The organism is Streptomyces sp. NPDC111656, from assembly GCF_055656965.1.
In genome coordinates this window covers 1149161-1175666 of record NZ_JBVKCA010000001.1, presented here as the reverse complement: position 1 = coordinate 1175666, position 26506 = coordinate 1149161, and the positions used below count along the sequence as shown (strand labels likewise).

The 26506-nt window shown below is 71.2% G+C and carries 25 protein-coding genes; 7 read left to right on the top strand and 18 right to left on the bottom strand.

All coding sequences use genetic code 11. From position 1 onward, the window contains the following. Positions 1–113 precede the first annotated feature (113 nt). Complete coding sequence (locus ACZ7M3_RS05425; RefSeq protein ID WP_472060933.1) at positions 114–2810, top strand: ABC transporter permease subunit; 2697 nt, start codon at positions 114–116, stop codon at positions 2808–2810. 7 nt (positions 2811–2817) lie between these two features. Here ACZ7M3_RS05425 and ACZ7M3_RS05420 read toward each other — a convergent pair whose 3' ends face one another. Genes ACZ7M3_RS05420 through fabG form a run of 5 tightly spaced genes read right to left on the bottom strand, consistent with a single transcriptional unit; the run spans position 2818 to position 8292 of the window. Continuing rightward, the gene (locus ACZ7M3_RS05420) at positions 2818–3612 is read right to left on the bottom strand and encodes an SDR family NAD(P)-dependent oxidoreductase (RefSeq protein ID WP_472060931.1); all 795 of its coding nucleotides are present in this window, start codon (positions 3610–3612) and stop codon (positions 2818–2820) included. 16 nt (positions 3613–3628) lie between these two features. Then, a complete protein-coding gene (locus tag ACZ7M3_RS05415; protein WP_472060929.1) occupies positions 3629–4837 on the bottom strand; it encodes an acetyl-CoA acetyltransferase in 1209 nt (402 codons plus the stop codon). Further along, positions 4834–6273 carry an OB-fold domain-containing protein gene (locus ACZ7M3_RS05410; RefSeq protein WP_472060927.1) on the bottom strand — a complete coding sequence of 480 codons (1440 nt, stop codon included), beginning with the start codon at positions 6271–6273 and terminating at the stop codon, positions 4834–4836. The genes ACZ7M3_RS05415 and ACZ7M3_RS05410 overlap by 4 nt, the downstream gene beginning before the upstream one ends. Continuing rightward, the gene (locus ACZ7M3_RS05405; RefSeq protein WP_472060926.1) at positions 6273–7523 is read right to left on the bottom strand and encodes an acetyl-CoA C-acetyltransferase; all 1251 of its coding nucleotides are present in this window, start codon (positions 7521–7523) and stop codon (positions 6273–6275) included. The genes ACZ7M3_RS05410 and ACZ7M3_RS05405 overlap by 1 nt, the downstream gene beginning before the upstream one ends. A 22-nt stretch (positions 7524–7545) precedes the next feature. After that, positions 7546–8292: a 3-oxoacyl-ACP reductase FabG gene (gene fabG / locus ACZ7M3_RS05400; protein ID WP_472060925.1), complete on the bottom strand. Its 747-nt coding sequence runs from the start codon at positions 8290–8292 to the stop codon at positions 7546–7548. A 131-nt stretch (positions 8293–8423) separates the two neighbouring features. Between fabG and ACZ7M3_RS05395 the strand changes: the two genes are divergently transcribed. Then, positions 8424–9650 carry an acyl-CoA dehydrogenase family protein gene (locus ACZ7M3_RS05395; protein ID WP_472060923.1) on the top strand — a complete coding sequence of 409 codons (1227 nt, stop codon included), beginning with the start codon at positions 8424–8426 and terminating at the stop codon, positions 9648–9650. 135 nt (positions 9651–9785) lie between these two features. On the opposite strand, the gene ACZ7M3_RS05390 is transcribed toward ACZ7M3_RS05395, so the two are convergent. Together ACZ7M3_RS05390 and ACZ7M3_RS05385 are read right to left on the bottom strand one after the other, a co-directional pair. Next, positions 9786–10361, bottom strand: a complete 576-nt coding sequence (locus ACZ7M3_RS05390; protein WP_472060921.1) for a DUF2889 domain-containing protein — start codon at positions 10359–10361, stop codon at positions 9786–9788. Beyond that, complete coding sequence (locus ACZ7M3_RS05385) at positions 10358–11185, bottom strand: enoyl-CoA hydratase-related protein (protein WP_472060920.1); 828 nt, start codon at positions 11183–11185, stop codon at positions 10358–10360. Before ACZ7M3_RS05385 ends, ACZ7M3_RS05390 begins: the two co-directional genes overlap by 4 nt. A 168-nt stretch (positions 11186–11353) precedes the next feature. Here ACZ7M3_RS05385 and ACZ7M3_RS05380 point away from each other — a divergent pair, with 168 nt between their 5' ends. Both ACZ7M3_RS05380 and ACZ7M3_RS05375 read left to right on the top strand, forming a co-directional pair. After that, positions 11354–12154, top strand: a complete 801-nt coding sequence (locus ACZ7M3_RS05380; protein WP_472060918.1) for a FadR/GntR family transcriptional regulator — start codon at positions 11354–11356, stop codon at positions 12152–12154. 114 nt (positions 12155–12268) lie between these two features. Beyond that, entirely contained in the window at positions 12269–13450 is a 1182-nt protein-coding gene (locus ACZ7M3_RS05375) for an amidohydrolase family protein (protein ID WP_472060916.1), read from the top strand. A gap of 36 nt (positions 13451–13486) precedes the next feature. Here the strand turns inward: ACZ7M3_RS05375 and ACZ7M3_RS05370 are convergent, their stop codons facing one another. The 6 genes from ACZ7M3_RS05370 to ACZ7M3_RS05345 are packed head-to-tail and all read right to left on the bottom strand — an operon-like array spanning position 13487 to position 18314. Further along, positions 13487–14608 (bottom strand): serine hydrolase domain-containing protein, encoded by a 1122-nt coding sequence (locus ACZ7M3_RS05370; protein ID WP_472060914.1) that lies wholly within the window; start codon positions 14606–14608, stop codon positions 13487–13489. Continuing rightward, on the bottom strand, positions 14601–16052 hold the full coding sequence (locus ACZ7M3_RS05365; RefSeq protein WP_472060913.1) for a class I adenylate-forming enzyme family protein: 1452 nt from the start codon (positions 16050–16052) through the stop codon (positions 14601–14603). Before ACZ7M3_RS05365 ends, ACZ7M3_RS05370 begins: the two co-directional genes overlap by 8 nt. A gap of 4 nt (positions 16053–16056) precedes the next feature. Then, entirely contained in the window at positions 16057–16479 is a 423-nt protein-coding gene (locus ACZ7M3_RS05360; protein WP_472060912.1) for a MaoC/PaaZ C-terminal domain-containing protein, read from the bottom strand. Then, complete coding sequence (locus ACZ7M3_RS05355; RefSeq protein WP_472060911.1) at positions 16476–16928, bottom strand: FAS1-like dehydratase domain-containing protein; 453 nt, start codon at positions 16926–16928, stop codon at positions 16476–16478. The genes ACZ7M3_RS05360 and ACZ7M3_RS05355 overlap by 4 nt, the downstream gene beginning before the upstream one ends. Positions 16929–16945: 17 nt before the next feature. Further along, entirely contained in the window at positions 16946–17791 is an 846-nt protein-coding gene (locus ACZ7M3_RS05350) for an enoyl-CoA hydratase-related protein (protein ID WP_472060910.1), read from the bottom strand. A 4-nt stretch (positions 17792–17795) separates the two neighbouring features. After that, positions 17796–18314, bottom strand: coding sequence for a PaaI family thioesterase (locus ACZ7M3_RS05345; RefSeq protein ID WP_472060909.1), 519 nt, complete (start codon positions 18312–18314; stop codon positions 17796–17798). Positions 18315–18460: 146 nt separating this feature from the next. On the opposite strand from ACZ7M3_RS05345, the gene ACZ7M3_RS05340 reads away from it, so the two are divergent. After that, positions 18461–19657, top strand: coding sequence for a CaiB/BaiF CoA transferase family protein (locus tag ACZ7M3_RS05340; protein WP_472060908.1), 1197 nt, complete (start codon positions 18461–18463; stop codon positions 19655–19657). A 5-nt stretch (positions 19658–19662) separates the two neighbouring features. On the opposite strand, the gene ACZ7M3_RS05335 is transcribed toward ACZ7M3_RS05340, so the two are convergent. From ACZ7M3_RS05335 to ACZ7M3_RS05320, 4 genes are read right to left on the bottom strand one after another with little or no spacing between them, the layout of a single operon-like run. Next, positions 19663–20418 (bottom strand): SDR family NAD(P)-dependent oxidoreductase, encoded by a 756-nt coding sequence (locus ACZ7M3_RS05335; RefSeq protein WP_472060907.1) that lies wholly within the window; start codon positions 20416–20418, stop codon positions 19663–19665. After that, a complete protein-coding gene (locus ACZ7M3_RS05330; protein WP_472060906.1) occupies positions 20418–20930 on the bottom strand; it encodes a nuclear transport factor 2 family protein in 513 nt (170 codons plus the stop codon). The genes ACZ7M3_RS05335 and ACZ7M3_RS05330 overlap by 1 nt, the downstream gene beginning before the upstream one ends. Then, positions 20927–22105, bottom strand: coding sequence for an acyl-CoA dehydrogenase family protein (locus ACZ7M3_RS05325; RefSeq protein ID WP_472060905.1), 1179 nt, complete (start codon positions 22103–22105; stop codon positions 20927–20929). The genes ACZ7M3_RS05330 and ACZ7M3_RS05325 overlap by 4 nt, the downstream gene beginning before the upstream one ends. Positions 22106–22123: 18 nt before the next feature. Next, positions 22124–23245: an acyl-CoA dehydrogenase family protein gene (locus tag ACZ7M3_RS05320; protein ID WP_472060904.1), complete on the bottom strand. Its 1122-nt coding sequence runs from the start codon at positions 23243–23245 to the stop codon at positions 22124–22126. A 108-nt stretch (positions 23246–23353) separates the two neighbouring features. On the opposite strand from ACZ7M3_RS05320, the gene ACZ7M3_RS05315 reads away from it, so the two are divergent. After that, positions 23354–24175 (top strand): enoyl-CoA hydratase/isomerase family protein, encoded by an 822-nt coding sequence (locus ACZ7M3_RS05315; RefSeq protein ID WP_472060902.1) that lies wholly within the window; start codon positions 23354–23356, stop codon positions 24173–24175. Positions 24176–24200: 25 nt separating this feature from the next. After that, on the top strand, positions 24201–24701 hold the full coding sequence (locus ACZ7M3_RS05310) for a MaoC family dehydratase (protein ID WP_472060900.1): 501 nt from the start codon (positions 24201–24203) through the stop codon (positions 24699–24701). Here ACZ7M3_RS05310 and ACZ7M3_RS05305 read toward each other — a convergent pair. Then, positions 24680–26089, bottom strand: a complete 1410-nt coding sequence (locus ACZ7M3_RS05305; protein WP_472060899.1) for a glycoside hydrolase family 1 protein — start codon at positions 26087–26089, stop codon at positions 24680–24682. The two genes, ACZ7M3_RS05310 and ACZ7M3_RS05305, sit on opposite strands and share 22 nt — an antisense overlap. Positions 26090–26506 lie beyond the last annotated feature (417 nt).

Genomic DNA, 26506 nt, shown 5'->3' with positions numbered 1-26506 from the left:
GTGAAGTACTCTCGGCACAATTATTTAAATAAATGCGCTGTCTGGCTTGTCGGGTCGCCCGGCTTTCGCTACTCATGGAGACCGAAGAGGTAGGCCCCTGGGAGGTTCCTCGGATGGACGACATCCTGCGCTTCGCGCTGCTCGGCCTGGGGCTCGGCGCCCTCTACGCACTCACCGCGCACGGCATCGTGCTGGTCTACCGGGGCTCCGGCGTCCTGAACTTCGCGCACGGCGCGATCGGGATGGCCGGCGCCTACGTCCAGTGGGAACTCGCCGTCAACCACGGTGTGTCGTACTGGCCCGCCACCGCGTGCGGCGTGCTCACCTCCGCCGCACTGGGCCTGCTCACCCACCTGTTGGTGATCCGCCCGCTGCGCAGGGCCTCCACTCTGGCCCGGCTGGTCGGCACCCTCGCGGTGTTCATCGTGCTCACCGCGATCGCCGTCAAGCGCTACGGCGACAGTCTGCAACTGGTGCCGGGCAAACTGCCCACCCGGCTGCTGACGTTCGCCGGGGCGACGGTCTCCGAGGACCGCGTCTGGCTGCTCGGCATCGCGATCGCCGCGACCGCGGTCCTCCATCTCCTCTACCGGCGCTCCCTGTTCGGCCTCGGCACCACCGCGGTCGCCGAGAACGAGGGCGCCGCCGCCGCGCTCGGCTGGTCCCCGGACCTGATCGCCGCCGGCAACTGGGCACTGGGCTCCGCGCTCGCGGGGCTCACAGCCATCCTGATCGTGCCCGTGATCGGTCTGTCGGTGACCGGGCTGACCACGCTGCTGCTGAGCGCACTGGCCGCTGCCCTGGTCGGCAGGTTCTCGTCGTTCCCCGCCACCCTCGCGGGCGGTCTGGCCATCGGGGTCGCGCAGTCCGAACTGACGCGCTTCGGCTCCGGCGTCACGGGGCTCGCCTCGTCGGTGCCGTTCCTCTTCATCGCCCTGGTGCTGGTCGCCCGCGGCCGGGCGCTGCCGCTGCGCGGCACGTTCCTCGACCGGCTCCCGGCACTGGGTACCGGCAGGGTGCGTCCCGTGCCCCTCGCCCTGGCCGTCGTCCTCGGACTGGGCCTGGTGAGCCTGTCCACGCCACTGTGGGCCGACGCGATCACCAACACCCTGGTGCTCTCCCTGATCATCCTGTCGATCATCGTGGTCACCGGCTACGCGGGGCAGGTGTCGCTCGCGGCGTACGCCCTCGCCGGGACCGGCGCCTTCATCGCCGGACACGCCGCGGCGGACTGGGGATGGCCGTTCGAACTCGCCTTGGTGGCAGGCGTGTTGGGCACCATACCGATCGGCCTGCTGTTCGCGCTGCCGGCCGTGCGCACCCGCGGGGTCAATCTCGCGATCATCACCCTCGGGCTCGGCACCACCCTGGAGGCGATGGTCTTCCAGAACACCGACCTGTCGACGACGTCCGGCAGCGACGGCATCGCGGTGGGCAGGCAGACGCTCTTCGGCATCAGCATCTCCGGGATCGACCATCCACAGCGGTACGCCGCCATGGTCCTGATCCTGTTCGTCGCCGCCACGCTCGTGGTCGCCAACGTCAGGCGCAGCCGGACCGGCCGCCGCCTCGTCGCCGTACGGGCCAACGAGCGGGCCGCCGCCGCCCTCGGTATCGACGTCCGCGCCACGAAGCTCTACGCCTTCGGCCTCTCCGCGGCCATCGCCGCGCTCGCCGGAGTGCTGACCGGCTTCCGCTCGACATCGGTGGTGTTCTCCGACTTCGCGAGCTTCGACTCCGTCACCGCGCTCGGGCTCGCCGTCATCGGCGGCGTCGGCTTCCTCGTCGGCCCGCTGTTCGGCGCGACGTTCGCCGCGGGTACGGTCGGCGCCCGGTTCGGGGACCTGGTGCTGCCCGGGCTGAGCGAGTGGATGCCGCTGATCGGCGGGATCGTCCTGGTGCTGACCCTGGTGGGCAACCAGGACGGCATCGGGAAGGAACTCGGCAAGCAGGCGGCGGGCCTCCGACGCAGGCTGTCCCCGGAGCGCGACACAACCGCGCCCGAGGAGCATCCGGAACCCCTCCCGGACGTGCCCCGCGCCGTACCGCTCCCCCTGTACGTGCGGGATCTGACCGTCCGCTACGGCGGTGTCGTCGCCGTCGACGGGCTCTCGCTGGACGTCGAACCGGGCCGGGTCGTGGGTCTCATCGGCCCCAACGGCGCCGGCAAGACCTCCGCCATCGACGCCGTCACCGGCTTCACTCGGGCCGCGTCCGGCAGTGTCCGTCTCGGCGAGCTGGACGTGACCCGGGTGCCGGTGCACCGACGGGCCGGGGCGGGCCTGAGCCGGTCCTTCCAGTCGCTGGAACTGTTCGAGGACATGACGGTACTGGACAATCTCTACGCCGCCTGCGAGCGGCCCGGGCGATGGGCCTGGCTCACCGACCTGGTCCGTCCCGGCAGTCGCCCGCTGCCCGCCCAAGTGCTTGTCGCTGTCCGGGAGTTCGGGCTGCAGGACAGTCTGGACCGGCCGGTGGGCGACCTGTCGTACGGAGAACGGCGGTTGCTGGCGATCGCGCGGGCGGTGGCGACCTCGCCGTCCGTGCTCCTCCTGGACGAACCGGCGGCGGGGCTGTCGGACGACGAGACCCGGGAGTTGTCCCACCTGGTGCGGCGGCTCGCCGCGGACTGGGGCATGGGTGTGCTGCTCGTCGAGCACGACGTCGACATGGTGATGAGCGTCTGCGACCAGGTCGTCGTCCTCGACTTCGGCCGCCGGATCTGCGCCGGCACCCCGGACGAGGTGCGCCGCGATCCGGCGGTCCGGGCGGCCTACCTGGGCGACCTGGAGCCGGAGACGCTCACCTGACGACGGTTCAGGCGTCCCGCAGGTCCGCCACGTACGGCTGGTGGGCCAGCAGGCCGCCGTCCACACACAGGGTGTGCCCGGTGATGAAGGCCGATTCGTCGGAGGCGAGGAAGACGACCGCCGACGCGACGTCCTCGGGCCGCCCCAGGCGCGGAGTGAGGTGATGACGCAGCATCGACTCCCGCATCGCCCCGTGCGCCGAACCGGCGCTCGCCGGTGTGACGATGAACCCAGGGGCGATGGCGTTGCACCGTACGCCCTGCTTGCCGTACTGGGTGGCGACGTACTGCGTGAGGTTGATGAGGGCGGCCTTCGAGGCGCCGTACGCGGGATTGCGCAGGTCGCCCGCGAGACCGGCGCCGGACGAGGTGTTGATGATCGATCCGGCGCCGCGGGCGATCAGGTGCGGGACCGCTGCCTGGATGGCGACCATGGTGCCGCGCAGGTTGATCCGCATGGTGTCGTCCCAGACCGCCGGGTCGGCCTCCAGGACGGCGAGGTCCTGGCGGGCCGCCAGGTGGGTGGCCGCCGCGTTGTTGTACAGGACGTCGAGGCCGCCGTACGTGTCAGCTGCAGTGGCCACCATGGCCCGAACGCTGTCGACGTCGCCCAGGTCGACCGGGACCGCCGTGGCGGAGCCGCCGGCCGCCCGGATCTCCTCCGTGACCGCCTTGGCTCCGTCGAGGTTCAGATCGGCCACGACCGTGTGGGCGCCCTCGGCCGCCACCCTGCGCGCGGTGGCGGCGCCGATGCCGGACGCGGCTCCGGTCACGATCACGATCTTGTCGTCGAGTCGTCTCATGACTCAACCACCTTTCTCAGTCCGTGAGTTCGCTGCCGACGACGGACACGAACGAGACGCATTCGCCCGGTCCGCCGCCCAGGTTGTGGGTGAGGGCCAGCGTGCGCCCTTCGGCCGGCGTGCGGACCGTCCGCTCGGGCGGTGCCTCCCCCCGCAGTTGGAGCCACGCCTCGAACATCATGCGCAGGCCCGAGGCGCCGATCGGATGACCGAAGGCCTTCAGGCCGCCGTCCGGGTTGACCGGCAGCGAACCGTCCAGGTCGAACGCCCCGCTGGTGACGTCTTTCCATGCCTGTCCGCGCTCGGAGAAGCCCAGATCCTCCATCAGCACCAACTCCGTCGGTGTGAAGCAGTCGTGGACCTCGGCGAGCGCGAGTTCGGCACGCGGGTCGGTGATGCCCGCCTGCCGGTAGGCCTCCTGGGCCGAGACGACGACCTCGGGGAAGGTGGTGAAGTCGTACTCCGGGTCGAGGAGCCCGTCCGCGGGGCCGGCGACGAAGGACAGCGCCTTCACGAAGATCGGCATGTCGGTGTAGCGGTAGGCGTCTTCGGCGCGTACGACGATCGCAGCCGCCGATCCGTCGGAGACCCCCGAGCAGTCGAACACACCGAGCATGCCCGCGACGATCGGCGCCGAGCGGATGCGCTCCAGCGGCACCTCCTTGCGGAACTGGGCGCGGGGGTTGCGGGCACCGTTGACGTGGTTCTTCCAGGCGATCCGGGTGATGACGTCCTTCAACTCCGCTTCCGCCAGGCCGTACTTGGCGGCGTAGGCGGGGGCGAGGAGGGAGAAGTTCGCCGGGGCCGTGATCTCACCGCGGCTGTCGTCACCCGCGCCCGGCATCGTGGTGCCCGAGAGTCCGGACATGCCGGAGTCCTTGAGCTTCTCCACGCCGACGGCCATGACCACGTCGTACGCGCCCGAGGCGACCGCGTAACAGGCGTTGCGCAGCGCCTCGGAGCCGGTGGCGCACATGTTCTCCAGGCGGGTGACCGGCTTGTACGGCAGGTGCAGGGGGCGGCTGAGGGTCAGTCCGGAGACTCCGGACGCCTGGGTGCCGAGCCAGAACGCGTCGATGTCGTCGAGGGTGATGCCGGCCGAGGTGACCGCCTCGCCCACGGCGTCGACCAGCAGGTCGTCCGCCGAGCGGGTCCAATGTTCGCCGAAGGGCGTGCAGCCCATGCCGACGATCGCGACCCGGTCCCGGATTCCGTGCGAGCTCATCCGTGTGTCCCCTCGGTCTCGCCCGTGCGCACCGGCCGGGCTTTCCAGAAGTAGTTGTGGACGCCGGCGGCGGTGACGGTCCGCCGGAAGGTCATCTCGACCCGGGCGCCGATGACGGCGTCGGCCTCGGTGGCGTCGGTGAGCTGGCAGCGGAACCTACCACCTCCGTCGTAGTCGACGACCACGACGAGCATCGGCGGGCTCGGGGTGTGGGCCAGCCGGTCCACGGTGAAGGTGGCGACCGTGCCGGTCACGTGCTCCATCGGCTCGTCGGTCATGGCGTCGACGCTCCGACAGGACACGCACACCCGGTCCGGCGGCAGATGCCGGGTGCCGCACTTCTCGCAACGGGAGGCGACGAAGCCGTACTTCCAGCCGGTGCGGCGGTGCGCCGGCGGCGCGTAGGGCGGCTCGGGGTCCGGGCGCCGGGGCGGTTCGCGGTCGAGGAGGCCGCGCCAGGAGAGGTAGGTGGCGTACGGCATGGCGGCGCTGCCCGCGGCGATCTGCGCGGCGACCGGGCGGGCGCTGCGGTGGGCGGGGAGCGCGTCGGTGGTGCGCAGCAGCAGGACTCCGGCGCCGTCGCCGAGTACGACGAGCGCGATGATCCGGCCGGGTTCGGCCCGGTCGAGGACATCGGCGAGGAGCAGGCCGGGCTGTGCGGTGCCGGCGTTGCCGATCTCCGAGGTGAGGTCCGCGGTCGCCGCCTCGGGCCGTACGCCTGCGGTACGACGCACGCTCGCGCACGCGCGCGCGTGCAGGCCGGAGACGATGAGGTGGTCGACGGCGCCGCGGTCCAGGCCCGCCTGGTCGAGGGCGGCGCTGAGCGCCTTGTCCGCGAGGGACACGTAGATCTCCTCGGCGAAGCGCTCCTCCCAGACGCGGGAGGCGGGCGCGCCGGGCAGCCGCCAGCGGTCGAGGATCTCGTCGCTGACCGTGTCGTGGGCGAGCAGTTCCGCGATCACGGGGGCTCCGTTGCGGTGGCCGCCGAAGGCGAACGCCGCCGCGCCGTCACCGCCCGCGCTCTCGTCGCCGCCGCCGGGCAGGCCGGTGCGCAGGTCGGACAGGACCGCGAGGGTCGGCACCGGGGAGCGGGCGGCGGTGACCAGCGCGCCGAGGCCGGAGCGGACGGAGCCCGCCATGTCGGCGGCGAGGACGTGCGGGTCGAGGCCGAGCGCGGCGTGGACGGCGGTCGCGTTGGTCTTGTCGAGGTAGGCGGGCGCGGCGGTGGCGAGGAAGAGCTGGCCGATGCGGGTCCGCAGTCCGTCCCTGGCCAGGGTGGACCGGGCCGCCTCGACGGCCATCGAGGTGGTGTCCTCGTCGTAGCCCGCCACCGCGCGCGTGCCCCGGGACGCGGCCGTCCCGAGGGTGGCGGCGATGTCGGACCGGGCGAGACGGTGGTAGGGCACGTAGGCGCCGTATGCGATCAGTCCGGCCATCAGCGTCCTCCATTGGCGTCGGTGGTGTGCGGGGGCCGTTCGAAGACCGCGGCCAGGCCCTGGCCGCCGCCGAGGCACATGGTCTCCAGGCCGTAGCGGGCCTGGCGGCGGTCGAGTTCGCGCAGCAGGGTGGCGAGGATGCGGCCGCCGGTGGCGCCCACGGGGTGGCCCAGCGAGATGCCGGAGCCGTTGACGTTGAACCGCCCGAAGTCGGCCTCGGTCAGGGCCCATTCGCGGGTGCAGGCCAGCACCTGGGCGGCGAAGGCCTCGTTGAGTTCGATCAGGTCGATGTCGGCGAGTTTCAGTCCGGCCCTCTCCAGGGCACGGGCGGTCGCGGGCACGGGGCCGATGCCCATCGTCTGTGGCGGCACGCCCACGACGGCCCAGGAGACCAGGCGGGCCAGGGGGCGCAGGCCGAGTTCGGCGGCGCGCTCGGGGTGGGTGACGACACAGAGGGCGGCGCCGTCGTTCTGTCCGCTGGCGTTGCCCGCGGTGACGGTGGCCTCCGGGTCCTGACGGCCGAGCACCGGTCGAAGACTCGCCAGCTTCTCCAACGAGGAGTCGGGGCGAGGGTGTTCGTCGGTGTCGACGACCGTCTCGCCCTTCCTGGTCCGTACGGTGACGGGCACGATCTCGTCGGCGAAGCGGCCCTCCCGCTGGGCCGTGACCGCCTTCTCGTGGGAGCGCAGGGCGAGTTGGTCCTGTTCCTCGCGGGGGATCGCGTACTCCCGTCGCAGGTTCTCGGCGGTCTCCAGCATGCCTCCGGGAACGGGGTGGTTGACGCCTCCGGAGGTGACCCGGCCGCGGGCCAGCCGGTCGTGCAGGGTGGTGCCCGCGCCGCGTACGCCGAAGCGGACGCCGGTGGTGTAGAACTCGGCCTGGCTCATGGACTCGACGCCACCGGCCAGCACGAGGTCGCTCGCGCCGGTCTGCACCTGCATCGCGGCCGTGATGACCGCCTGCAGTCCGGAGCCGCAGCGGCGGTCGATCTGCAGTCCCGGCACCTCCACCGGCAGACCGGCGTCCAGGGCGGCCACGCGGCCGATGGCCGGAGCCTCGCCGTTGGGGTAGCACTGCCCCAGCAGGACGTCGTCGACCGCGGCGGGCGGTACGCCGGTGCGGTCCAGCACGGCGCGTACGACGGCGGCGGCGAGTTCGGTCGCCGGCACGTCGCGGAAGACGCCTCCGTAGCCACCGACGGGGGTACGCACGGGTTCGCAGATCACCGCATCACGCAGGAGGGCGGGCATCAGCCATGCCTTTCATGAGGGGTCACATGTACCGGCCGCCGGTCACCTCGACCACGGCTCCGGTGACATAGCTCGCCATGTCGGAGGCGAGGAAGAGAACGGCCTGGGCGACCTCGGCGGGCTCGCCCGCGCGGCCCAGGGGGATCTCGGCCAGCTTCGCGTCCCACGCGGCCGGCGGCATCGCCTCGGTCATGGCGGTGCGGATCAGGCCGGGCTGTACGGCGTTGACGCGGATGCCCGCCTTGGCGAGTTCCTTGGCGGAGGCCTTGGTGAGGCCGACCAGTCCGGCCTTGGCGGCGCTGTAGTTCGTCTGGCCGAAGTTGCCGACCTTGCCGGCGATGGAGGAGATGTTGACGATGCTGCCGCCGTGTCCGTGCGCGCGCATCGCCTCGGCGGCATGCCGGGTGCCGTTCCAGGCGCCGGTCAGGTGGACGTCGACGACCGCACGGAAGTCGGACACGGCCATCTTCCGCAGGGTCGCGTCCCGGGTGATCCCGGCGTTGTTGACCATGACGCCGACCGGCCCGAAGATGTCGGCGCAGTGGACGACCAGGGCCGCGACCTCGTCCTCGTCGGTGACGTCGCAGCGCAGCGAGGCAGCGGCCACACCGTTCCTGGCGAGGCGCTCGGCGGCCTTTGCCGCCGCGTCCGCGTTGATGTCGCCGAGGACGACGGATGCGCCCGCGGCGCCGAGAACGCCGGCGATCTCGAAGCCGATGCCCTGTGCGCCGCCGGTGATCACCGCGTGCCGGCCGTCCAGCAGTCCCATGTCAGCCCGCCCCTGACTCGACGCTATTCCTCTTAAATAGATAACCTATTACGCTGAAACAATCAATACAGAGATCGGCTGTGCGGAGGGGCGCCGTCCCGCCCGCCGGGCCGGACGAGGAGCGAACCCAGGTGGACATCAGCTATCCCCCGGAGACCGAGACGTTCCGCACCGAGGCCAGGGCGTTCCTCGCCGAGACGCTGCCCGCGGACTGGAAGGGCATCGGCGCCCTCGACGAGGAGGCCGCCTGGTCCTTCGCCCGGGACTGGCGGCGCCGGCTCGCCGAGCACCGCTACCTCTCCCTCACCTGGCCCGAGCGGTACGGCGGCCGGGGCCTGTCCAAGCTCCACCAGGTGGTCCTGATGGAGGAACTGGCCCTGGCCGGTGTGCCGTTCGGGCTGCCCCAGGACACCTTCGGCGTGAAGATGCTGGCGAACACGCTGCTGCGCTGGGGCACGGACGAGCAGCGGAGCTACTTCCTGCCGCGCATCCTCAGCGGCGAGGACACCTGGTGCCAGGGCTACTCGGAGCCCGACGCGGGCTCGGACCTGGCCTCCCTGAAGACACGCGCCGTCCGCGAAGGCGACTCATGGGTGATCGACGGCCAGAAGGTGTGGACGTCCGGCGCCCACCACAGCGACTGGATCTTCGTGCTGGCCCGCACGGACCGCGACGCCCCCAAGCACCGCGGCATCTCCTTCCTCCTCGTCCCACTGGACCAACCCGGCGTCGAGGTGAGGCCGTTCCGCATGATGAGCGGCCAACTCCACTTCAACGAGGTCTTCTTCGACGGCGCCCGCACCCGCGCCGACCTCGTCGTGGGCGGCGTCGACAACGGCTGGACGGTCGCCCAGAGCCTGTTGGGCGTGGAGCGCGGGGAGGAGGCGGCGACCAACCCGATCCTGTTCCGGGCCGAGGTGGACCGCCTCGTGGAACTGGCCCGGCTGTACGGCAGGGACCAGGACCCCGTCATCCGGCAGCGGATCGCCTGGTGCTGGTCCAAGGTCGAGATCATGCGCTGTCTCGGCTACCGGACCCTCACCGGCTGGCTCAAGGGCGCGGAGCCGGGCCCCGAGTCGTCGATCGCCAAGCTGTTCTGGAGCGAGTACCACACGAAGGTCACCGATCTCGCGATGGACATCATGGGCCTGCACGGCCAGGTACCGACCGGCCGGCCGCCCCTGCGCACCTACCGCACCGACGACCCCGGCGCCGCGAACTCCTCGGCGTCCTGGTCCACGACGTACCTGATCGCCCGCTCCGGCACGATCTACGCGGGCACCTCGCAGGTCCAGCGGAACATCCTCGCGGAGAAGGTGCTGGGGCTGCCGCGCGAGCCCAGGATCACTGCCGGTTGAGGCCGGACCGCAACCGCGCCCGGCCGGGCCGACTCCCTGTGCACCCGGCCGGGCCTGTCCCGCTTCCTGGCAGCCGGCCCCGGCCACCTCGGCCCCGCCGCAACGTGACCGGCCGCCGACGCCGCGGCCCCGGCCTCACTCGGGGACTTCGAACGTCCCGAGTTCCGGTACCGGACGCGGCCCGGCCCCCGGGCGCCAGCCCGCGTCGAGTTTGCGCAGGCCCACGCCGTCCGGCGCCCAGATGTGACAGCTGTTCAGCACCCCGGCCGTGGCACGCGGGCCGTTCGCGGGCTCGCCCGCGTCACGACGTCGCGCGTTGGCCGACATCGCCGCCTGTACGACCGCGGGACCGAGCACCCGGGTCAGTTCGTAGAGGTGGGAGCAGCCGGCGACACCCCGGAACCGCTCCTGGATCGCCCGGTTGTATCCGGCGGCGACGCCGAGACCGACCAGGCTGTCGAAGACCGGGGTGATGAACGGGCACTCGGCGTGCGGAAACGTCAGCATGTCCGCGTCGGCGGCCACGATCGTCATGTCCGCGAGCCGGATCCGTACGGCCAGTGCCATCCGGTGGATGTCGGCGGCGGCCGGCTCGGCCCACGGCCGCTCGTCACGCAGCTCGGCCTCGACCGAGATCTCGTCGCCGCCGGGCTCCTGGTGGGCGGTGACGGTGATGGTCCGGCGATGCAGCGGCAGTTCGGCGCGGCTCACGACGAGGCCTCCGCGCGCTCGGGCGTGTTCTCCCCCAGCCCGGCGAACTCCGGCCGGCGGCGTTCGATGAAGCTGCGCACGCCCTCGCGGTAGTCCGGGGCGCGCTTCGCCGTGGCCAGCAGCGCTGCCGCGCTGTCGCGGCTCTCGGTGAAGCTCCGCGACTGGTCGTCGGCGAGCTGCCGTTTGATGAGGGACATCGCGTACGGGCTGGCCGAGCGGGCCAGTTCCATGGCGTACGCGAGCGCCGTCGGGAGCAGTTCCTCGGGCTCGACAAGGCGGTTGACCAGGCCCATCGCCCGCGCCTCCGTGCCGGTGATCCGGCGCGAGGACAGCAGCAGGTCGCTCGCGTTCCCGTAACCGACGATCCGCGGCAGGAGCCACGACACGCCGTCCTCGGCCACCAGGCCGCGCGCGCTGAACGCGGCGGCGAACTTGGCGTCCGGCACGGCGAACCGTACGTCGCACATGAGCACCTGGTTGAAGCCGATGCCGGCGCAGGCGCCGTTGACGGCCGCCACCAGCGGCTTGGGGAACGACATGGGCCGGGTGCGCGGCGGGAGCCGGTCGGTCGGCCACGGGCGCGCACCGGAGGACGCCCCGTCCAGGACACTCATGTCCATGCCCGGGCAGAAGCTGCGTCCCGCACCGGTGAGGACGACGGCCCGTACCGCGGGATCCGCCTCGGCGCGGTCGAACAGCTCGTTGTAGAGCAGCTCCATCTCCAGCGTCCAGGCGTTGTGCCGCTCGGGCCGGTTCAGGGTGAGCAGCATGACTCCGTCGCCGGTCAGCTCGCTGAGGATCACCGGGGTCGCATGCGCGGTCATCGAAGTCACTCCCACGGCCCGTTGGCTTTATAGCTAGATGAATCATCTATATACCCAACGGCGTCCCGGGCGCCAGACAGGGTCCCGCCAAGGGAAGATCGTCCACCCCTTGACCTGGTACCCTCGATGCACTAAGACGATTCATTTTGCTATATGGAGGAGCCCGCCGTGGCCGAGGCAGCCCGCGCAGAGACGCCGACCGTGCCCGCCCCCTCGCGTGGCCGCGTCGGACGCCAGGTGCGTGTCCCGAAGACCGCCGAACTGGTGGCCGCGCACCTGCGCCGCCAGATCGTACGGGGCGAGCTGAAGCCCGGCGACGCCCTGCCGCCGGAGTCGGGGCTGATGGAGCAGTTCGGCATCTCGCGGCCGACGCTGCGCGAGGCGTTCCGCGTCCTGGAGTCGGAGTCGCTGATCACGGTCCGCCGCGGAGCGCACGGCGGCGCCCGGGTGAGCGCCCCGGACTCCGATGTCGCCGCCCGCTTCGCCGGTCTGATCCTGGAGTACCGCGGCGCCACCCTGGGCGACGTCTACCGCGCGGCGGCCCTCATCGAACCGCCGTGCGTGCGCCAACTGGCCGTCAAGCACACCGCGGACGACGTCAAGCGGCTGCGCGACGCGGTGGCGGCCGAGAAGACCGTCCTGGACGACCCGCTGGGCCTCGTCGAAGCCCAGGACGCCTTTCACGCCCTCCTGGTCGAACTGACCGGCAACCAGACGCTGATCCTCCTGTGCGGCATGCTGCGCAACATCATCGACCGGGCCAACGCCTCGTACACCGCGGCCGCCACCGACGCCGAGACCCAGAAGGCACAGGCCCTCAAGGGGCACCGGGCCCATGTCCGCCTGGTCGGCCTGATCGAGTCCGGCAAGGCGGACGAGGCCGAGAAGCTGTGGCAGCGCCACATCAACGGCGCTGACGACGTGGTGAACGGGGCCGGCCCCAAGACGGTCCTCGAACTCATCGACTGACCGGGCGGCCCGCACACCGTCGGGACGTTCCCGCCTTCACCCCTTGCACCTCCGAAACAGTTAGATAATTATAGGAGGCGTACTGAATAGATCTGGGGTCCGGAGGCGACGGGCATGGCCGAACAGCGCAAGCGCATCTTCGACTGCGACCAGCACATGTACGAGGAGCGGGACTCCTTCACCCGCTACCTCCCGAAGGAGTTCCTCGGCCAGGCGGTGGCCCCGGTGACGCTCCCGGACGGCCGCGAGGTCATCCTCGCCGGGGACCGGATCGTGGTCTGCCTGGAACCGGAGTTCGGGCAGGTCTACCGGCCCGGCTCGCTCAAGGAGATGCTCAAGGCCATGGCCTCGGGCAACCCCGACGAGACGTACCAGTTCGAGCCGATGCACGAGTCGTACCAGAACCGCGAGGCCCGCCTGCGCGTCATGGACGAGCAGGGCCTGGACCAGACGATCATCTACCCGGGCGGCTGGGCACTGGTCGCCGAGGAGTACGTGCAGGGCGTCGAGCCGCTCTACGCCAACTACCACTCGTTCAACCGCTACATGAACGAGGTCTGGGGCTTCAACCACCAGGACCGCATCTACTCCCCCGCGCTGCTGTCGCTTCGCGACCTGGACAGCGCGGTCAAGGAGCTGGAGTACGTCCTGGAGCAGGGCGCCCGGTTCATCATGCTGCCGACCGGGCCGCAGTACGGCCGTTCACCGGGCGACCCGTACTTCGACCCGTTCTGGAAACTGGTCAACGAGGCCAAGGCCAGCGTCTGCTACCACATCAGCGAGTTCTACTACAACTCGAACGTCGCCCCGGCCTGGGGCCACGACGCGAGCCCGATCCACTTCCGGATGTCCGCGTGGCAGTGGATGAACACCTACGGCCAGCGTCCGATCGAGGAGACGCTGTCCGCGCTGATCTTCGACAACCTCTTCGGGCGTTTCCCCGACATCAACGTCCTGGTCTCCGAGTTCGGCGCCGAGTGGGCGCCGCACTTCGTCCGGCACATGGACAAGAGCCGCGGCATGGGCCGCAACGGCCCCTGGATCGGCGGCCAGTTGGGCGAGCGGCCCAGCCAGGTCTTCCGCAAGCACATCCGTGTGGTGCCCTACCCGGAGGACGACATCCCGAGCCTGGTCAAGCGTCTCGGCTACCACGAGTCGGTCGTGATGGGCTCGGACTTCCCGCACGCGGAGGGCATCGCCAACCCGGCCGACTACCGCAAACTCCTCGCGGAACTGGACGAGTCGGTGCAGGACGACATCATGTACAACAACGCTCAGCAACTGATCAGCCGCTGAGCGTCGAACGCCTCCGCCTGGCGGCGGACCCGGTCGTCAGACCAGGTCCGCCGCCAGGTTCGCGATGTCGGTGAGCAGCGCCGTGCCGCGCAGGGTGTGGTCGTAGCCTGCGAGGGGGTAGCCGTTGCTCAGGCAGGCGAAGGACAGGCCGGACTCCGGGTCCATGAAGCCGAGTTGGTATGCGGCTCCCGCGCTGCCGAAGAGTGACGGCGAGCCGGTGGAGGGCAGTTGGCTGCCGGCGTCCGGGCCCGCCACGGTGACGAACAGGCCCATGCTGGTACGGCGGCTGCCGCCGCCCCCGTAGATCCGCTCCCCGTGCGGGAGTTCGGTCAGCCGGATACGGGTGCCGTCCGCCACCGCCTCCGGCTTCCACAGGCCCGAGTGCTCCAGTGCCTGGAAGTAGAGCGCGACGTCTGCGGCGTTGGCGACCAGGGCGTGGCTGGGCTCGCCTGCCGCCAGGACGCGGGGGTCGGAGAGGTACCACGGTCCCCAGGGGTCGGGTTCCTGGGTGTCGTCGGTGCGGTCGGTGGCGATCATCGGGGCGACGGTGCCGGGTTGCCGCTCGACCGGGACGCCGAGTTCGATCGAGGACAGGCCCAGCGGCTGGACGATCCGCTCGTGGAGGTACCCGGCGAAGGGCAGCCCCGTGCGCCGCTCGACAATCTCGGCGATCAGCCAGGCAGCCGCGGTGAGATGGAACTGGAAGCGGGTGCCCGGCGGGGTGTCGAGCCGCCAGCGCCCGAAGGCGGCGAGCCGCTGCTCGCGGTCCAGCGTCTTCGGATACCCGAGAGGTGCGAAGGGGAAGCCGGCGGTGTGGGTGAGCACGTGCTCGACCGTCACCGTCTCCTTCCTGTTCGGCGCGAACTCCGGGATGATCGCGGCGACTTGCTCGTCCAGGTGCAGAAGTCCCTCGCCGAGGAGTTTCCACACCACGCCGGCGACGATCGACCGGCCCACGGACTGCAGGACGTACCTGGTGTACGGGCCGGCGTCCCCCCAGGTCTCGAAGGCCACCAGGCGACCGCGGCGGGCGACGGCGACCTGCGCGGACGGCAAGGGCCCGTGCTCCACCTCCAGGCGGACGCGGCGCAGCAGGACGTCCAGCCGGTGCGGGTCCACCCCCGCGGTCTCCGGGTCGACGACCGGGTGGTCAGTCATGTGCTCCTCCTCGGCCGGGCTCGCGCAGCCGGCGCCGTACGACCTTGCCGTTGGCGTTGCGTGGCAGCTCGGCCACGAACCACCAGCGGTCGGGGACCTTGAATCCGGAGAGCCTGGCGCGGACGTGTGCTCTCAGCGACGCCGGTTCGGGCGGGGCGTCGGGGTCGGCCGGTACGACGAAGGCGACGACGGTCTGGCCGAGGCGTTCGTCGGGAACACCCGTGACCGCCACGTCCAGCACGCCGGGGTGTGCGGCAAGGATGGTCTCGACCTCCAGCGGATGGACGTTCTCGCCGCCTCGGATGATCATGTCGGTGCCCCGGCCGTACAGGTAGAGATAGCCGTCCGGCGCCACCCGGCCCAGGTCGCCGCTGTGCAGCCAGCCTTCGGCGTCGATCCGGAAGAGGTGGTCGGCGCGGGCGTGGATCTCGCCGACGCCGTCCGGTCCGGCGTCCTGGACCCGCAGTTCGACCCCGGGGGCGGGCCGTCCCACGGACCGCAGCAGTTCGGTGCGTCCGGCGACCGCCTCGCGGTGGTCCTCGGGGGTGAGGACGCTGATGGGTGAGCCCTCGGTCTGCCCGAACATGTTGAGCATGCGCACGCCGGGCATCGCCTCGTACGTCCGCCGCAGGGTGCCGGGGCGGACGGGTGCGCCCCCGTACTGGAGGACGCGCAGCGTTTCGTGGTGTGCCTGGCCGGTGGCGAGCAGGGTCTCCAGCATCGCCGGGACCATGCTGGTGTGGGTGGTGCCGAGTTCGCGCAGCAGGGCCCAGCCCTCGACGGTGAAGCGGGGCAGCCCGGTGATCAGTGCTCCCGCGGCGAGGGCGACGGCGATGTTGCCGAGGCCGGCGATGTGATGGAAGGGTGCGCTGCCCCCGTAGAAGCTGTCGGGATCGAGCGCGCAGAGGTGGCCGTTGACGCGGGCACGTGCGGCCAGGCGGCGCTGGGTCATGCGGACGGGTTTGGGGAGGCCGGTCGTGCCCGAGGTGTGCAGGACGGCTGCGAGGTCGTTCGGTTCGGCGGTCAACGTCCGTGCGCTCGGGGGCAGTTCGGGGACGACGACGGCGCGGCGGTCGGACAGTCGGGCGACCTGCTTGCCTAGTTCGGCGAACTCCGGTTGCACGATGAGAAGTTGGGCACCGGTTGCCTCCACCACGGCCCCGATCTCGTGCGGCGTCATACGGACGCCGAGCGGGGCGAGCGGGTGACCGGAGCCCGCGCCGCCGATCACCAGCGCGAGGGCTTCGGCGGAGGTGGCGGCCAGTGCGGGGACCGGGGCGCCGGGATCGAGGCCGAGGGTGTCCAGCCAGTCGGCGGCGGCTCCCGCCCGGTCGAGGAGTTCGCGTCCGGTCCAGGTGAGGTCCCCGAACCGGACGGCGGGACGGGAGTGGTCGTGGGCGACGACCACCATCCCTGTCCAGGTGGGCTCGGTGTCGCCGCCCATCGGTTCAGGGCTCCAGGCGGGCCGTCGCGGTGCCGGTGACCACCTCGGCGCCGTCCTGGGTGACGGTACGCAGCGAGAGGTGGGCGACCGGACCGGCCGGTGTGTCCTCGACCGACTCGACGGTGGCCGTGGCGGTCAGGGTGTCGCCGGGCCACACCTGGGCCTTGAAGCGCACCCCGAAGGTCAGCAGCGACTCGATGCCTACCCAGTCGGTCAGGACCCGTCCCGTCATGCCCATCGTGAGCATCCCGTGGGCGAAGACGCCGGGGTAGCCCGCGGCCTCGGTGGCGAACCTCTCGTCGGTGTGCAGCGGGTTGAAGTCGCCGGACGCGCCCGCGTACTGGACGATCCGGGTGCGCTTCAGGTCGTCGACCAGCACTCTCTCGCGGGTCTCGCCGACCTTCACGTCGTCGACGCTCAGGGTCATCGGGCGTCCTTCCGGGTCGCGGGGCCTTCGGGTACGACGGCCACGGTCCGGGCGCTGACGACCGGTTCGCCCTCGGCGTCCCGGTACTCGGTGACGCGCTCGCTGAACAGCAGTCGGCCGGTGCGGCCCTGCTTCTCCCAGCTGCGCCCGGCGACGGTGGTGGCGTACAGGGTCTCCCCGGCGCGCACCGGCCGGTGGTACTCGAAGTGCTGTTCGGCGTGCAGGCCGCCACCGCCCTCGGGCATCGCGCCGGGTCCGGCGCCGGACCCGAACCACTCCTCGCCCGGCTTGGGCCGCAGCCGGTAGTCGGGGTCGTGGTGGGCGCTCGCCATGGTGAAGGTGGGCGGCGCGAGCGCGCTCTCGCCGAGATACGCCGGGTTCTCGTCGCCGATGGCCCGGGCGAACATCAGGATGTGCCCGGCCTCGACGGGGAACGGCTGCCCTGTCATCTTCTTGCTCCTCGCGGTCAGTACGGCAGGAACGCGTCGCGGGTGGCCTCGTCCGGGTCGAAGTCCGGGGGCAGCCCCTCGAACTTGGGCTCCCGCTTCTCCACGAAACTGGCGACCCCTTCGCGGAAGTCCGGTGAGCCCGCGAAGAACTCCATGGCGGAGTAGGAGCGGGCGAGCGCGTCGGTGAAGGTCCGGTCGAGGTCGCCGTACACCTGGTGGCGCACGACGGCCATGGCGCGCGGTGAGCAGTTGCGGGCGATGTCGCGGGCGTAGGCGCGCGCGGCGTCGAGCAGGTCGTCCGGCTCCACGACCCGGCTGACGAGGCCGAGTTGCTTCGCCTCGTCGGCGTCGAAGACCCGGCCGGACAGCAGGAGGTCGAGGGCGTTCTCCACACCGACGACGCGCGGCAGCACGTACGGGAGGTTGTACTCGCCGGCCAGGCCGCGGCGGGTGAAGGCGGTGGTGAAGCGTGCCCCGCGGGCGGCGAAGCGTACGTCGCAGATCAGCGCCTGGACCAGCCCGATGCCCGCGCAGGCGCCGTTGACGGCAGCGATGAGCGGTTTGGGCATGTTCCGTCGGCTGTACATGGGCACGCGGGTCCCGAGGTCCAGGGACTGGCCCGGCTGCGCGTTCTGTTCCAGTCGCTGGACGTCCATGCCGGGGCAGAACGCCCGGCCGGCGCCGGTGATGATCACGACGCGGACGGCGGAGTCGGCGGCGGCCTCGTCCAGGAGGGCGAAGAAGCGGCGCTCCATGGGGAGGCTCCAGGCGTTCTTGCGCTCGGGCCGGTTGAGGGTGACGGTGGCGACGCCGTCCTCGTCGACCTCGTACAGCACCAGGTCCTGGGCGGGTCCGTCCGGCATCGCGTCACTCCTCGTTCAACGGGTCGGTGGGGTCGATGGGGTCGATGGGTTCGATGGGTTCGCCGACGCCCGGTCGCTCACCGGAGATGGTCACCACCACCTGCCCCCGGGCGCAGACGACCCCGTCGGCCATCACGTCGACGTCGGCGAAGTGCAGCCTGCGGCCCCGGCGGACGCAGCGCGCGTAGGCGACGGCCTCCCGGCCACGGGCCGGTGCGAGGTACTGCACCGACATCGAGACGGTGCTGAGCAGACTCCCCTTCTGGAAGTCGTGCCCGGCGATCACGGCTCCCGCGCCGGCGGTGTCGATGAGCGCGGAGAGCACGCCGCCGTGGAAGACACCTTCGTGGGCGGAGAGCGCCTCGGCGTAGGGCAGGACGACCTCGACGCCGTCGGGGTCCCAGCGGACCATGCGCATCCGGCAGCGGCGGTTGAACGCGACACCGCGCTCCCAGCGGGCCCGGAACCACTCGCGGCGTTCGCGCTGCTCCTGGTCGGTGAGGGTTCTCGCCGCGACGGTCATCCGCACGCCCTCCGGTCTCGGCCGGTCAGCCGATCCATATAGTTACATGAATTGGATAGTTGAAGCAATCATCCGAGGCGCAGCCGGGACGCCAGATGTATTATTTATATAACTCATTCGCTGTCTGTGAACAGAGGGAGACCTCGATGCCGTCGACCGCCCTGGCCGGGATCCGCGTCCTCGACCTGTCCCGCATCCTCGCGGCACCCCTGGCCACCCAGATGCTGGCCGACCTCGGCGCGGAGGTCATCAAGGTCGAACGGCCGGGAACCGGCGACGACTCGCGGACATACGGTCCGCCCTTCGCCCCCGGGACGGACGCCGCGGCCTTCTACCTCTCCTGCAACCGCAACAAGCAGTCCGTGACCGTCAACCACGCCACCGCCGAGGGGCAGGGGTTGATCCGCGCCCTCGCCGCCCGCTCGGACGTCCTGGTCGAGAACTTCCGCGCGGGGACGCTGGCGAAGTACGGCCTCGACCACGAGAGCCTACTGGCCCTCAACCCGCGCCTGGTCTACCTGTCGGTCACCGGCTTCGGTCAGACCGGCCCGTATGCCGGGCGCCCTGGATACGACGGCATCTTCCAGGCCATGTCCGGGATGATGAGCGTCTCCGGCCTCCCCGACGAGCCGATGAAGGTCGGGGTCAGCATGGTCGACATCCTCACCGGCCTGTACGCCGCCACGGCCGTCCTGGCGGCGCTGCGGCACCGGGACGCCACCGGCGAGGGCCAGTTCATCGATCTCTCACTCCTGGACTGCGGGCTGGCCTCGCTGTCGCACTTCGCGATGAACTACCTGGTCTCCGGGGAGGTTCCGCGCCGACGCGGCAACGGCGGCTACGGCGGGATCCCGTCCCAGGCCTTCCACTGCGCGGACAAGCCACTGTTCCTCGTCGCGGGCAACGACAAGCAGTTCGCCGCGTTCTGCGCGGCGGCCGACCGCACCGACCTGCTCCAGGACCCGAGGTTCGCGACGACGTCCGCCCGGATCACCCACCGGGAGGAGATCCTGCCGGTGCTCGAAGACATCATGCGGACCCGGACGCGGGACGAGTGGCTGGCCCTGCTCGACGAACACGACGTGCCGGCAGGCCCGTTCAACGAACTGCCCGAGGTCTTCGCCGACCCCCAGATCCGGCACCGGGGGATGCTGGTCGAGGTGGACGATCCGGTGTCGGGCCGACTGCCGCTGCTCGCCAACCCGATACGGCTCACGGCGACCCCGGTCGAGAGCTACGCCCCGCCGCCCGCGCTGGGCGAGCACACCGCCCAAGTCCTGTTCACGCTAGTTGGAGTGACGGAACATCAGCTAGTGGAACTACGTGCGCGGGGTGTCGTATAGCGACTTCACCCGATCAGAGTGCGCCCGCCCTCCAGCATCAGCGTCGCGCCGGTGAGATAGGCCATGTCGTCGCTCACCAGCGCGGCCACCGCCCGGCCGATGTCCGCCTCCGGGGCGCCGAGCCTGCCCAAGGGGATCTCCCGCGCGAGTTCCCGCGCCTTGTGCGGATGCGCGGCCAGATAGTCCTCCGCCGCCGGGCTGAGCGCGGCCGGGCAGACGACGTTCACCCGGATCCCGTACGACCCCCACTCCCGCGCGGCGACCCTGCTCAACCCGCGGATCGCCTCCTTCGCCATGGCGTAGGCCGCGAAGGTCACCTCGCCCTGCACGGCGGCCGACGAACCGAGGTTGACGACGCTGCCGCGGCTCTCCCGCAGGTGGGGCAGGGCCGCCTGCATCGCGTGGAAGACGGCCAACGGACCGCTGCGGTAAGTGAGTTCGACATCGTCGTACGACGTCTTCTCCAGCCGTCGCTGCACGGACGACTGCGCGTTGTTGACGAGCACGTCGAGGCCGCCGAACTCACGTACCGTCTCGGCCACCATCCGGTCGACGTCGTCCCGCTCCCCCACATCGCCGACCACGGGGTACGCCCTCCCGCCGCGCTCGACGATCTCCCCGGCGGTGTCCTTCAGCTTGCTCTCGGTGCGGCCGGTGATGACCACGGCCGCGCCCTCGGCCGCGAGCGCCAGGGCGATGCCGCGGCCCACGCCCTGGCCTCCGCCGGTGACCAACGCCGTCCTGCCTGACAACCGTGCCATCACGTCTCCTTCCAGAAGGCCGTCCAGGAGGGGAAGGCGTCGGGCAGCGCCGGTTCTCCCGCGCCCTCCCAGCCGTTGAATCCCACCGCCTGCGGGCGGTCGCTCACGTCGGCCGCGTACCAGTGCCGTTCGCGGCGCCGGGAGAAGTACCAGTCGCCGTCCACGCGCGCGTAGTCGTCGAAGTAGCAGATCGCCATCACGATCCACCGGTCCCCCACCTCGTGCTCGGCGCGGCAGTAGACCGCGCCGGTCGCGGTGTCGCGGCCGGTGAACTCGACGCGGTGGCCGCAGATCTGGTGCACCGAGCGGTGGAAGCCGCGCACGAGGGGCTCGATGTGCTGCCGCAGCACCTGCCGTCCTCGGCCGTGGCGCCCCATGTCCACGTCGGGGCGGAAGCAGCCCACCCAGGCGTCGAGGTCGCGCGAGTCCACGGCCAGGGCGTAGCGGATGGGCAGTTGCTGGACGGCCTGGTGCGACTCGATCCGGTCGAGGCGGTCCTCGATCGAGGTCACGGCCGCGGCTCCTTGGGCAGACCGAGGAGCTGCTCCCCGATGATGTTGCGCTGGATCTCGCTCGAACCGCCGTAGATGGTCTCCGCGAGGGAGAGCAGGAACGAGCGCTGCCGGGTGTCGAGGCCGTATTCCGCGCCGACGATCTGTCCGGCGGGTCCGGCCAGCTCCATGGCCAGGTGGCCGAGTTGCTGGTGCCGTGTCGAGGCGTAGAGCTTCGCCGTGGTGGCCTGTGCCCCCGGTGTGCGGCCCGCGGTCAGTTCGGCGATGGTCCGCAGGTTGGTGGTGCGCATGATGCGTACGGAGATCCAGGCGTCCACGATCCGGTGGCGCAGCATGGGGTCGTCGAGGGCGCCCCGTGCGCGGGCCAGGTCGATCAGTGCCTCGGCCTCCCGCTCGAAACTGAGCTGCTGGGGCAGCAGCGTGGTGCCGCGTTCGATGCCGAGCGTGGCCATCGCGGTGCGCCAGCCCTGACCGACCTCGCCGACGGCCATGTCGGCGCCGGTGCGCGCGTCAGAGAGGAAGACCTCGGCGAACTCGTCCTGTCCGGCGAGGTTGCGGATGGGCCGGATCTCCACGCCCGGCTGGTCGGCCGGGAGGAGCAGCAGCGTCAGGCCCCGGTGGCGCCGGGAGTCGGGGTCGGTGCGGGTGAGGACGTAGAGCCAGTCCGCGTGCATGCCGAACGAGGTCCACACCTTCTGCCCGTTGACCACCCACTGGTCGCCGTCGCGCTCGGCCCGGGTGCGGACGGACGCCAGGTCGGAGCCGGCGCCGGGTTCGCTGAAGCCCTGGCCCCACAGTTCCTCGACGGTGAGGATCGGTGGCAGGAAGCGTTTCTTCTGGGCTTCGTCGCCCCTCGCGAGGAGCATCGGGCCGAGCAGGTCGAGGGCGTTCACGGTGGCGCGGTAGGGGGCGTTCGCGCGGGCGTACTCGTACTCGAAGACGATCTCCTCGATCAGGCCGAGCCCGCGTCCGCCGTACTCCTTCGGCCAGCCCACGCCCAGCCAGTTCCCGGCGGACAGTTCGCGGTCCCAGGCGAGGCGTACGTCCCAGGCCGCGCCGTCGGTGGGGCCGCCCACACCCCGGTGCTCGGCGAACTCCCCCACGAGGTGGTCCGCGAACCAGTCCCGCAGTTCGTCGCGGAAGTCGCGTACAGCGGGCCCGAAGTCCACTTCCATGTCTGCTTCTCCTGGGTGTCAGATGCCGAGCCGGGCCGCGAGCAGTTCCCGGTGGTACGCGGGGGTGCCGAGCAGTACCTCGGAGCTCTTGGCCCGCTTGAGGTAGAGGTGCGCGGGGTGTTCCCAGGTGAAGCCGATGCCGCCGTGGACCTGGATGTTGTCGCCGGCGACCTTGGTGAACGCCTCCGAGCAGAAGGCCTGGGCGAGGGCCGCGGCGACGGAGATCTCCGTCTCGTCGCCGGCGTCCAGGGCCCACAGTCCGGCGTACGCGGCCGAGCGGGCGGACTCGATCTCGACGAGCATGTCGGCGCACTTGTGCTTTATGCCCTGGAACGAACCGATGGGTCGGCCGTACTGCTCGCGGATCCTGGCGTAGTCGACCGCCGCGTCCAGGGTGGCGGCCGCTCCGCCGACCTGTTCCGCGGCCAGCAGTACGGCGGCCGTGGCCAGGGTGCGTTCGAGGCCGGGCCAGGCCGCGCCCTCCGTGCCCAGCAGGCGGGCCGAAGTGTCCGTGAAGTCCACCCTGGCCTGCTTTCGGGTCTGGTCGAGGGTGGGCAGGGGGGTGCGGGCGAGGCCCGTAGCGTCGGCTGCCCGTACCGCGAAGAGGCTGATGCCGGAGGGGGTGCGGGCGGCGACGAGGAGCAGGTCGGCGTGGTGTCCGTCGGGGACGTAGGTCTTCGCGCCGGACAGCCGCCAACCGCCCGGTCCGTGGCGGGCGGTGAGCCGGACGCCGGGCGCGTCCCATCGGCCGGACTCCTCGGTGAGGGCGAGGGTGGCCGTGGTCTCGCCCGCGACGATGCCCGGGAGGAGGTCCTCGCGGGCCGCTTCGTCGTCGCAGCGCAGCAGCGCCTCGGCGGCCAGGGCCACGGTGGCGAAGTACGGGGCGCACAGCAGGGCGCGGCCCGCCTCCTCGAAGACGACGCCGAGGTCGGCGTAGCCGAAGCCGGAGCCGCCGTATTCCTCGGGTACGGCCAGTCCCTGGAGTCCGAGTTCCGTGGCCATGCGCCGCCACACGACGGTGTCGTGCCCGCGCGGGTCGGTGGCCAGTCGGCGCACGTCCGCCTCGGTGGAGTGCCGGGTGAGGAACGACCGTACGACCCTGCGGAGTTCGTCCTGCTCCTCGCTGAAGGTGAGATCCATGCCGGGCTTCCCGTCCTCGGTGCGGCGCGCGTACCGGCCGCTTGCCGCCCACCCTTCGATACAGTTAGATAATTATAGTATCCGCACTGAATACACCAGGAGTGCGACGTGACAGATCCCTACGCCTCGTTCACGAGCCTGACCTTCGAGCGGCCCGCCTCCGGCGTGCTCCGCATCGTGCTCGACGCGCCGAACCTCAACGCCGTCGATCCGCGGATGCACGGTGAACTGGCGGAGGTCTGGTCGGTCGTCGACCGTGACGAGCAGACCCGCGCGGTGCTGGTCCAGGGCGCCGGCAAGGCCTTCTCGGCCGGCGGCACCTTCGACTCCATCGAGGCGATGACCGAGGACTACGCCGTGCGCGCCCGGGTGATGCGGGAGGCGCGGGACATGGTCTACGGGGTGATCAACTGCTCGAAGCCCGTGGTCTCCGCGATCCACGGCCCGGCGGTCGGTGCGGGCCTGGTCGTCGGCATGCTGGCGGACATCTCGATCGCCGGACGCCGGGCGAAGATCGTGGACGGGCACACCCGGCTCGGAGTGGCGGCCGGCGACCACGCGGCCATCTGCTGGCCGCTGCTGTGCGGCATGGCCAAGGCCAAGTACTACCTGCTGACCTGCGAGGTGCTCACCGGCGAGGAGGCCGAGCGGATCGGCCTGGTGTCGAAGTGCGTGGACGACGAGGAGGTGCACGCCGAGGGCCTGCGGGTGGCGACCGTGCTCGCCGCCGGGCCGGCCAGCGCCGTCAGCTGGACCAAACGGTCCCTCAATCACTGGTACCGCACGGCCCAGCCGATCTTCGAGGCCTCGCTCGGTCTGGAGTTCCTCGGGTTCGGCGGGCACGAGGTCGTCGAGGGACTCGCCGCTCATCGCGAGAAGCGTGCCCCGGACTTCGAGGGCGTCGGCGGCAAGCACCCGATCGATCTGTGACCCACGTACGCATGAGGAGCGCGCGATGACGGCAGAGCACACGAGCACCGAAATTCCCCCGCTGGCTCGGGGGTTGACCTACGAGGACATGCCGGTCGGGCAGGTCTTCCGTACCGCCCGCCGCACCGTCACCGAGACCGACCTGGTCAACTTCGTCACCTGGGGCGGCTTCAACGAGCCTCTCTTCTGGGACGCCTCCCACGCGGCCGACGGCGGCTACACCGGGCGGCTGGTGCCGGGCGCTCTGACGTACTGCATCGCCGAAGGGCTCGTCCTCCAGACGAACGTGCTGCATGGCACGGGCCTGGCGTTCCTGCACATGGAACTGACCGTGCGGGGACCGGTGTACGTCGGTGACACTCTGTACGCGGTCGTGGAGACCACGGCCTGTCGGCCGTCCGGGAAGCCCGGCCGGGGTGTGGTGACCAGCCGGATCACCGTGCGCAACCAGCGGGACGAGGACGTGCTCGTCTACACGCCGGTGCGGCTGATCCGGGGCAGGGACTACGAGGCTCCGACCCGCTGATCCCGGGGGCCGGGCGGGACCAGGGTCAGCCCGGCCGCCGGACTCGGTGCCTCGGGGCCGGCGAAGGCCCCTGTCCACAGCCAGTCCGAGGGCATCGGCGGTCGCGGCGGGGGCTCGTGATCGGGGACGGCCATCGCGTAGAGGCGGGTGTAGCGGAACTTCGCCTCCAGGTTGTCCAGCACCGACCAGTACTCGTAGCCGCAGACGTCCGCACCGCGCTCGATCACCCTGCCCAGCCAGGACAGCCTGGCGCGCAGCAGGGCGCGGCGCCGGGCGTCGTCGCTGTGGCCGGTCTCGTCCACGAGGTCCAGGTCGCCCATGCCGTTGTCCACGACGGACAGCGGCGGCAGCAACTCCCCGTAGAGGTCGTGGAGGTCCGCGACGGCGTCGGCCAGGCCCTCGGGGAGGATGGGCCAGCCATACGCCGTCGTCTCCACGTCGTCGAAGGGGACGACCGCGAAGCCCAGACCGACGAGGAGGCGGTTGACCTCGTTGAGCCTGCTCTGACACTTGTCGGCCGGCAGGGCGCGGGCGAGGTTCTCCGGGGCGGTGACGCGGAACGGCGTGTGCCAGGACATGCCGAGCAGGTCCTGCGGGGTGGCGATGACGTCCAGATCCCCGGGGCGCACACAGCCGGTGTCCTCCACCGGTGAGACGTCGTCCTCGGTGGCCATGTGCTCGCCGAGCAGCAGCGGGTCGAGGAAGAGGCGGTTGGTCCAGCTCAGCAGGCGGTCCAGGGCGATCCGGTCGAACGGGTCCTCGGTAGCCGCGTAACCGCCGACGAGAGTGACCGTGGTCCCGATCGCTCCGCCGACGCCCGCGGCCCGCAGTGCGCGGGTCGCGAGTCCGCTCGCGAGCAGGATGTGGTGGACCGTGGACAGTCCGGCGCGGCCGATACCCCGTCCCGGCGTGTACATCCCGGCGACGTGGTCGCCGAGGGTGGGTCCCGCGAGGTCGGTGGAGGTGATCCAGCGGGTCACGCGGTCGCCGTAGCGGCGGCCCAACTCGGCCGCGTAGCCGGCGAAGTGCTCGGCGGTGTCGCGGTCGAGCCAGCCTCCGCGGTCCTCCAGCCACTGCGGCAGCGACCGGTCGAACAGGGTGAGACACGGCCGCAGGCCGAGTTCGAGCAGGGAGTCGAGTTCGCGGTCGCAGCGGGCCAGGGCCGCGCGGTCCCAGGTGCCGGGGCCGTCGGGCTGGAGCCGTGGCCAGCCGGCGACCATCCGGTGCATGTCGGGGGTGACACCGACCAGCTGCCTGATGTCATCGGTCCACTGCCGGAAGTGCCCCGCACGCTCCGGCAGGGGTGGCGGCGGGGCCGTGATGGCGTCCGCGGTGGCGACTCCCCAGTCGACACCGCGAAAGGACTCATGCAGGAAACCATCACTCATGGTCACCGTCCCGGGCCGAATAGCTAACGCATTCAACTGAATGCTCGCCGTCCGGACGCTAACACTTCAGGCAAACGACGACAATGTTTCGGACAGATCTCATCGGTCCGTCAAAGAGCCGCGAAGGGGTCAGGCCTTGTCCGGCACGGGGCCGGCGGGACACCGGTTCATCGCCTCGATCGGCTCGTCGAGGTTGCCGGGGGACCATGGTCGGCAGGAACGAGCGGTCGACGATCCGCAGGCCGACGATGCCATACACGCGGCTCCCCGGCTGGGCCGATCGCGCGGGTTCCGATGGTGCGGCGGCCGTGGTCAAGGCCCGCGTCGGTGATCTCCTGGTCGTCGCGGACGGCGGGAGCCGGATGGTGTTTCGGCCATGATCCGGTCGGCGGTCGTACGCGGAACGGTAGTGGTTCG

What these genes read in the sequence shown, in the direction of transcription:
- ACZ7M3_RS05350 (WP_472060910.1), bottom strand. Translation starts at nt 17,791, where the DNA reads ATGCCGGACGGACCCGCCCAGGACCTGGTGCTGTACGAGGTCGACGAG.
- fabG (WP_472060925.1), bottom strand. Translation starts at nt 8,292, where the DNA reads ATGGGACTGCTGGACGGCCGGCACGCGGTGATCACCGGCGGCGCACAG.
- ACZ7M3_RS05345 (WP_472060909.1), bottom strand. Translation starts at nt 18,314, where the DNA reads ATGACCGTCGCGGCGAGAACCCTCACCGACCAGGAGCAGCGCGAACGC.
- ACZ7M3_RS05375 (WP_472060916.1), top strand. Translation starts at nt 12,269, where the DNA reads ATGGCCGAACAGCGCAAGCGCATCTTCGACTGCGACCAGCACATGTAC.
- ACZ7M3_RS05405 (WP_472060926.1), bottom strand. Translation starts at nt 7,523, where the DNA reads ATGCCCGCCCTCCTGCGTGATGCGGTGATCTGCGAACCCGTGCGTACC.
- ACZ7M3_RS05320 (WP_472060904.1), bottom strand. Translation starts at nt 23,245, where the DNA reads ATGGATCTCACCTTCAGCGAGGAGCAGGACGAACTCCGCAGGGTCGTA.
- ACZ7M3_RS05385 (WP_472060920.1), bottom strand. Translation starts at nt 11,185, where the DNA reads ATGACCGCGCATGCGACCCCGGTGATCCTCAGCGAGCTGACCGGCGAC.
- ACZ7M3_RS05360 (WP_472060912.1), bottom strand. Translation starts at nt 16,479, where the DNA reads ATGACCCTGAGCGTCGACGACGTGAAGGTCGGCGAGACCCGCGAGAGA.
- ACZ7M3_RS05325 (WP_472060905.1), bottom strand. Translation starts at nt 22,105, where the DNA reads ATGGAAGTGGACTTCGGGCCCGCTGTACGCGACTTCCGCGACGAACTG.
- ACZ7M3_RS05425 (WP_472060933.1), top strand. Translation starts at nt 114, where the DNA reads ATGGACGACATCCTGCGCTTCGCGCTGCTCGGCCTGGGGCTCGGCGCC.
- ACZ7M3_RS05305 (WP_472060899.1), bottom strand. Translation starts at nt 26,089, where the DNA reads ATGAGTGATGGTTTCCTGCATGAGTCCTTTCGCGGTGTCGACTGGGGA.
- ACZ7M3_RS05335 (WP_472060907.1), bottom strand. Translation starts at nt 20,418, where the DNA reads ATGGCACGGTTGTCAGGCAGGACGGCGTTGGTCACCGGCGGAGGCCAG.
- ACZ7M3_RS05410 (WP_472060927.1), bottom strand. Translation starts at nt 6,273, where the DNA reads ATGGCCGGACTGATCGCATACGGCGCCTACGTGCCCTACCACCGTCTC.
- ACZ7M3_RS05420 (WP_472060931.1), bottom strand. Translation starts at nt 3,612, where the DNA reads ATGAGACGACTCGACGACAAGATCGTGATCGTGACCGGAGCCGCGTCC.
- ACZ7M3_RS05340 (WP_472060908.1), top strand. Translation starts at nt 18,461, where the DNA reads ATGCCGTCGACCGCCCTGGCCGGGATCCGCGTCCTCGACCTGTCCCGC.
- ACZ7M3_RS05355 (WP_472060911.1), bottom strand. Translation starts at nt 16,928, where the DNA reads ATGACAGGGCAGCCGTTCCCCGTCGAGGCCGGGCACATCCTGATGTTC.
- ACZ7M3_RS05310 (WP_472060900.1), top strand. Translation starts at nt 24,201, where the DNA reads ATGACGGCAGAGCACACGAGCACCGAAATTCCCCCGCTGGCTCGGGGG.
- ACZ7M3_RS05370 (WP_472060914.1), bottom strand. Translation starts at nt 14,608, where the DNA reads ATGACTGACCACCCGGTCGTCGACCCGGAGACCGCGGGGGTGGACCCG.
- ACZ7M3_RS05365 (WP_472060913.1), bottom strand. Translation starts at nt 16,052, where the DNA reads ATGGGCGGCGACACCGAGCCCACCTGGACAGGGATGGTGGTCGTCGCC.
- ACZ7M3_RS05415 (WP_472060929.1), bottom strand. Translation starts at nt 4,837, where the DNA reads ATGAGCTCGCACGGAATCCGGGACCGGGTCGCGATCGTCGGCATGGGC.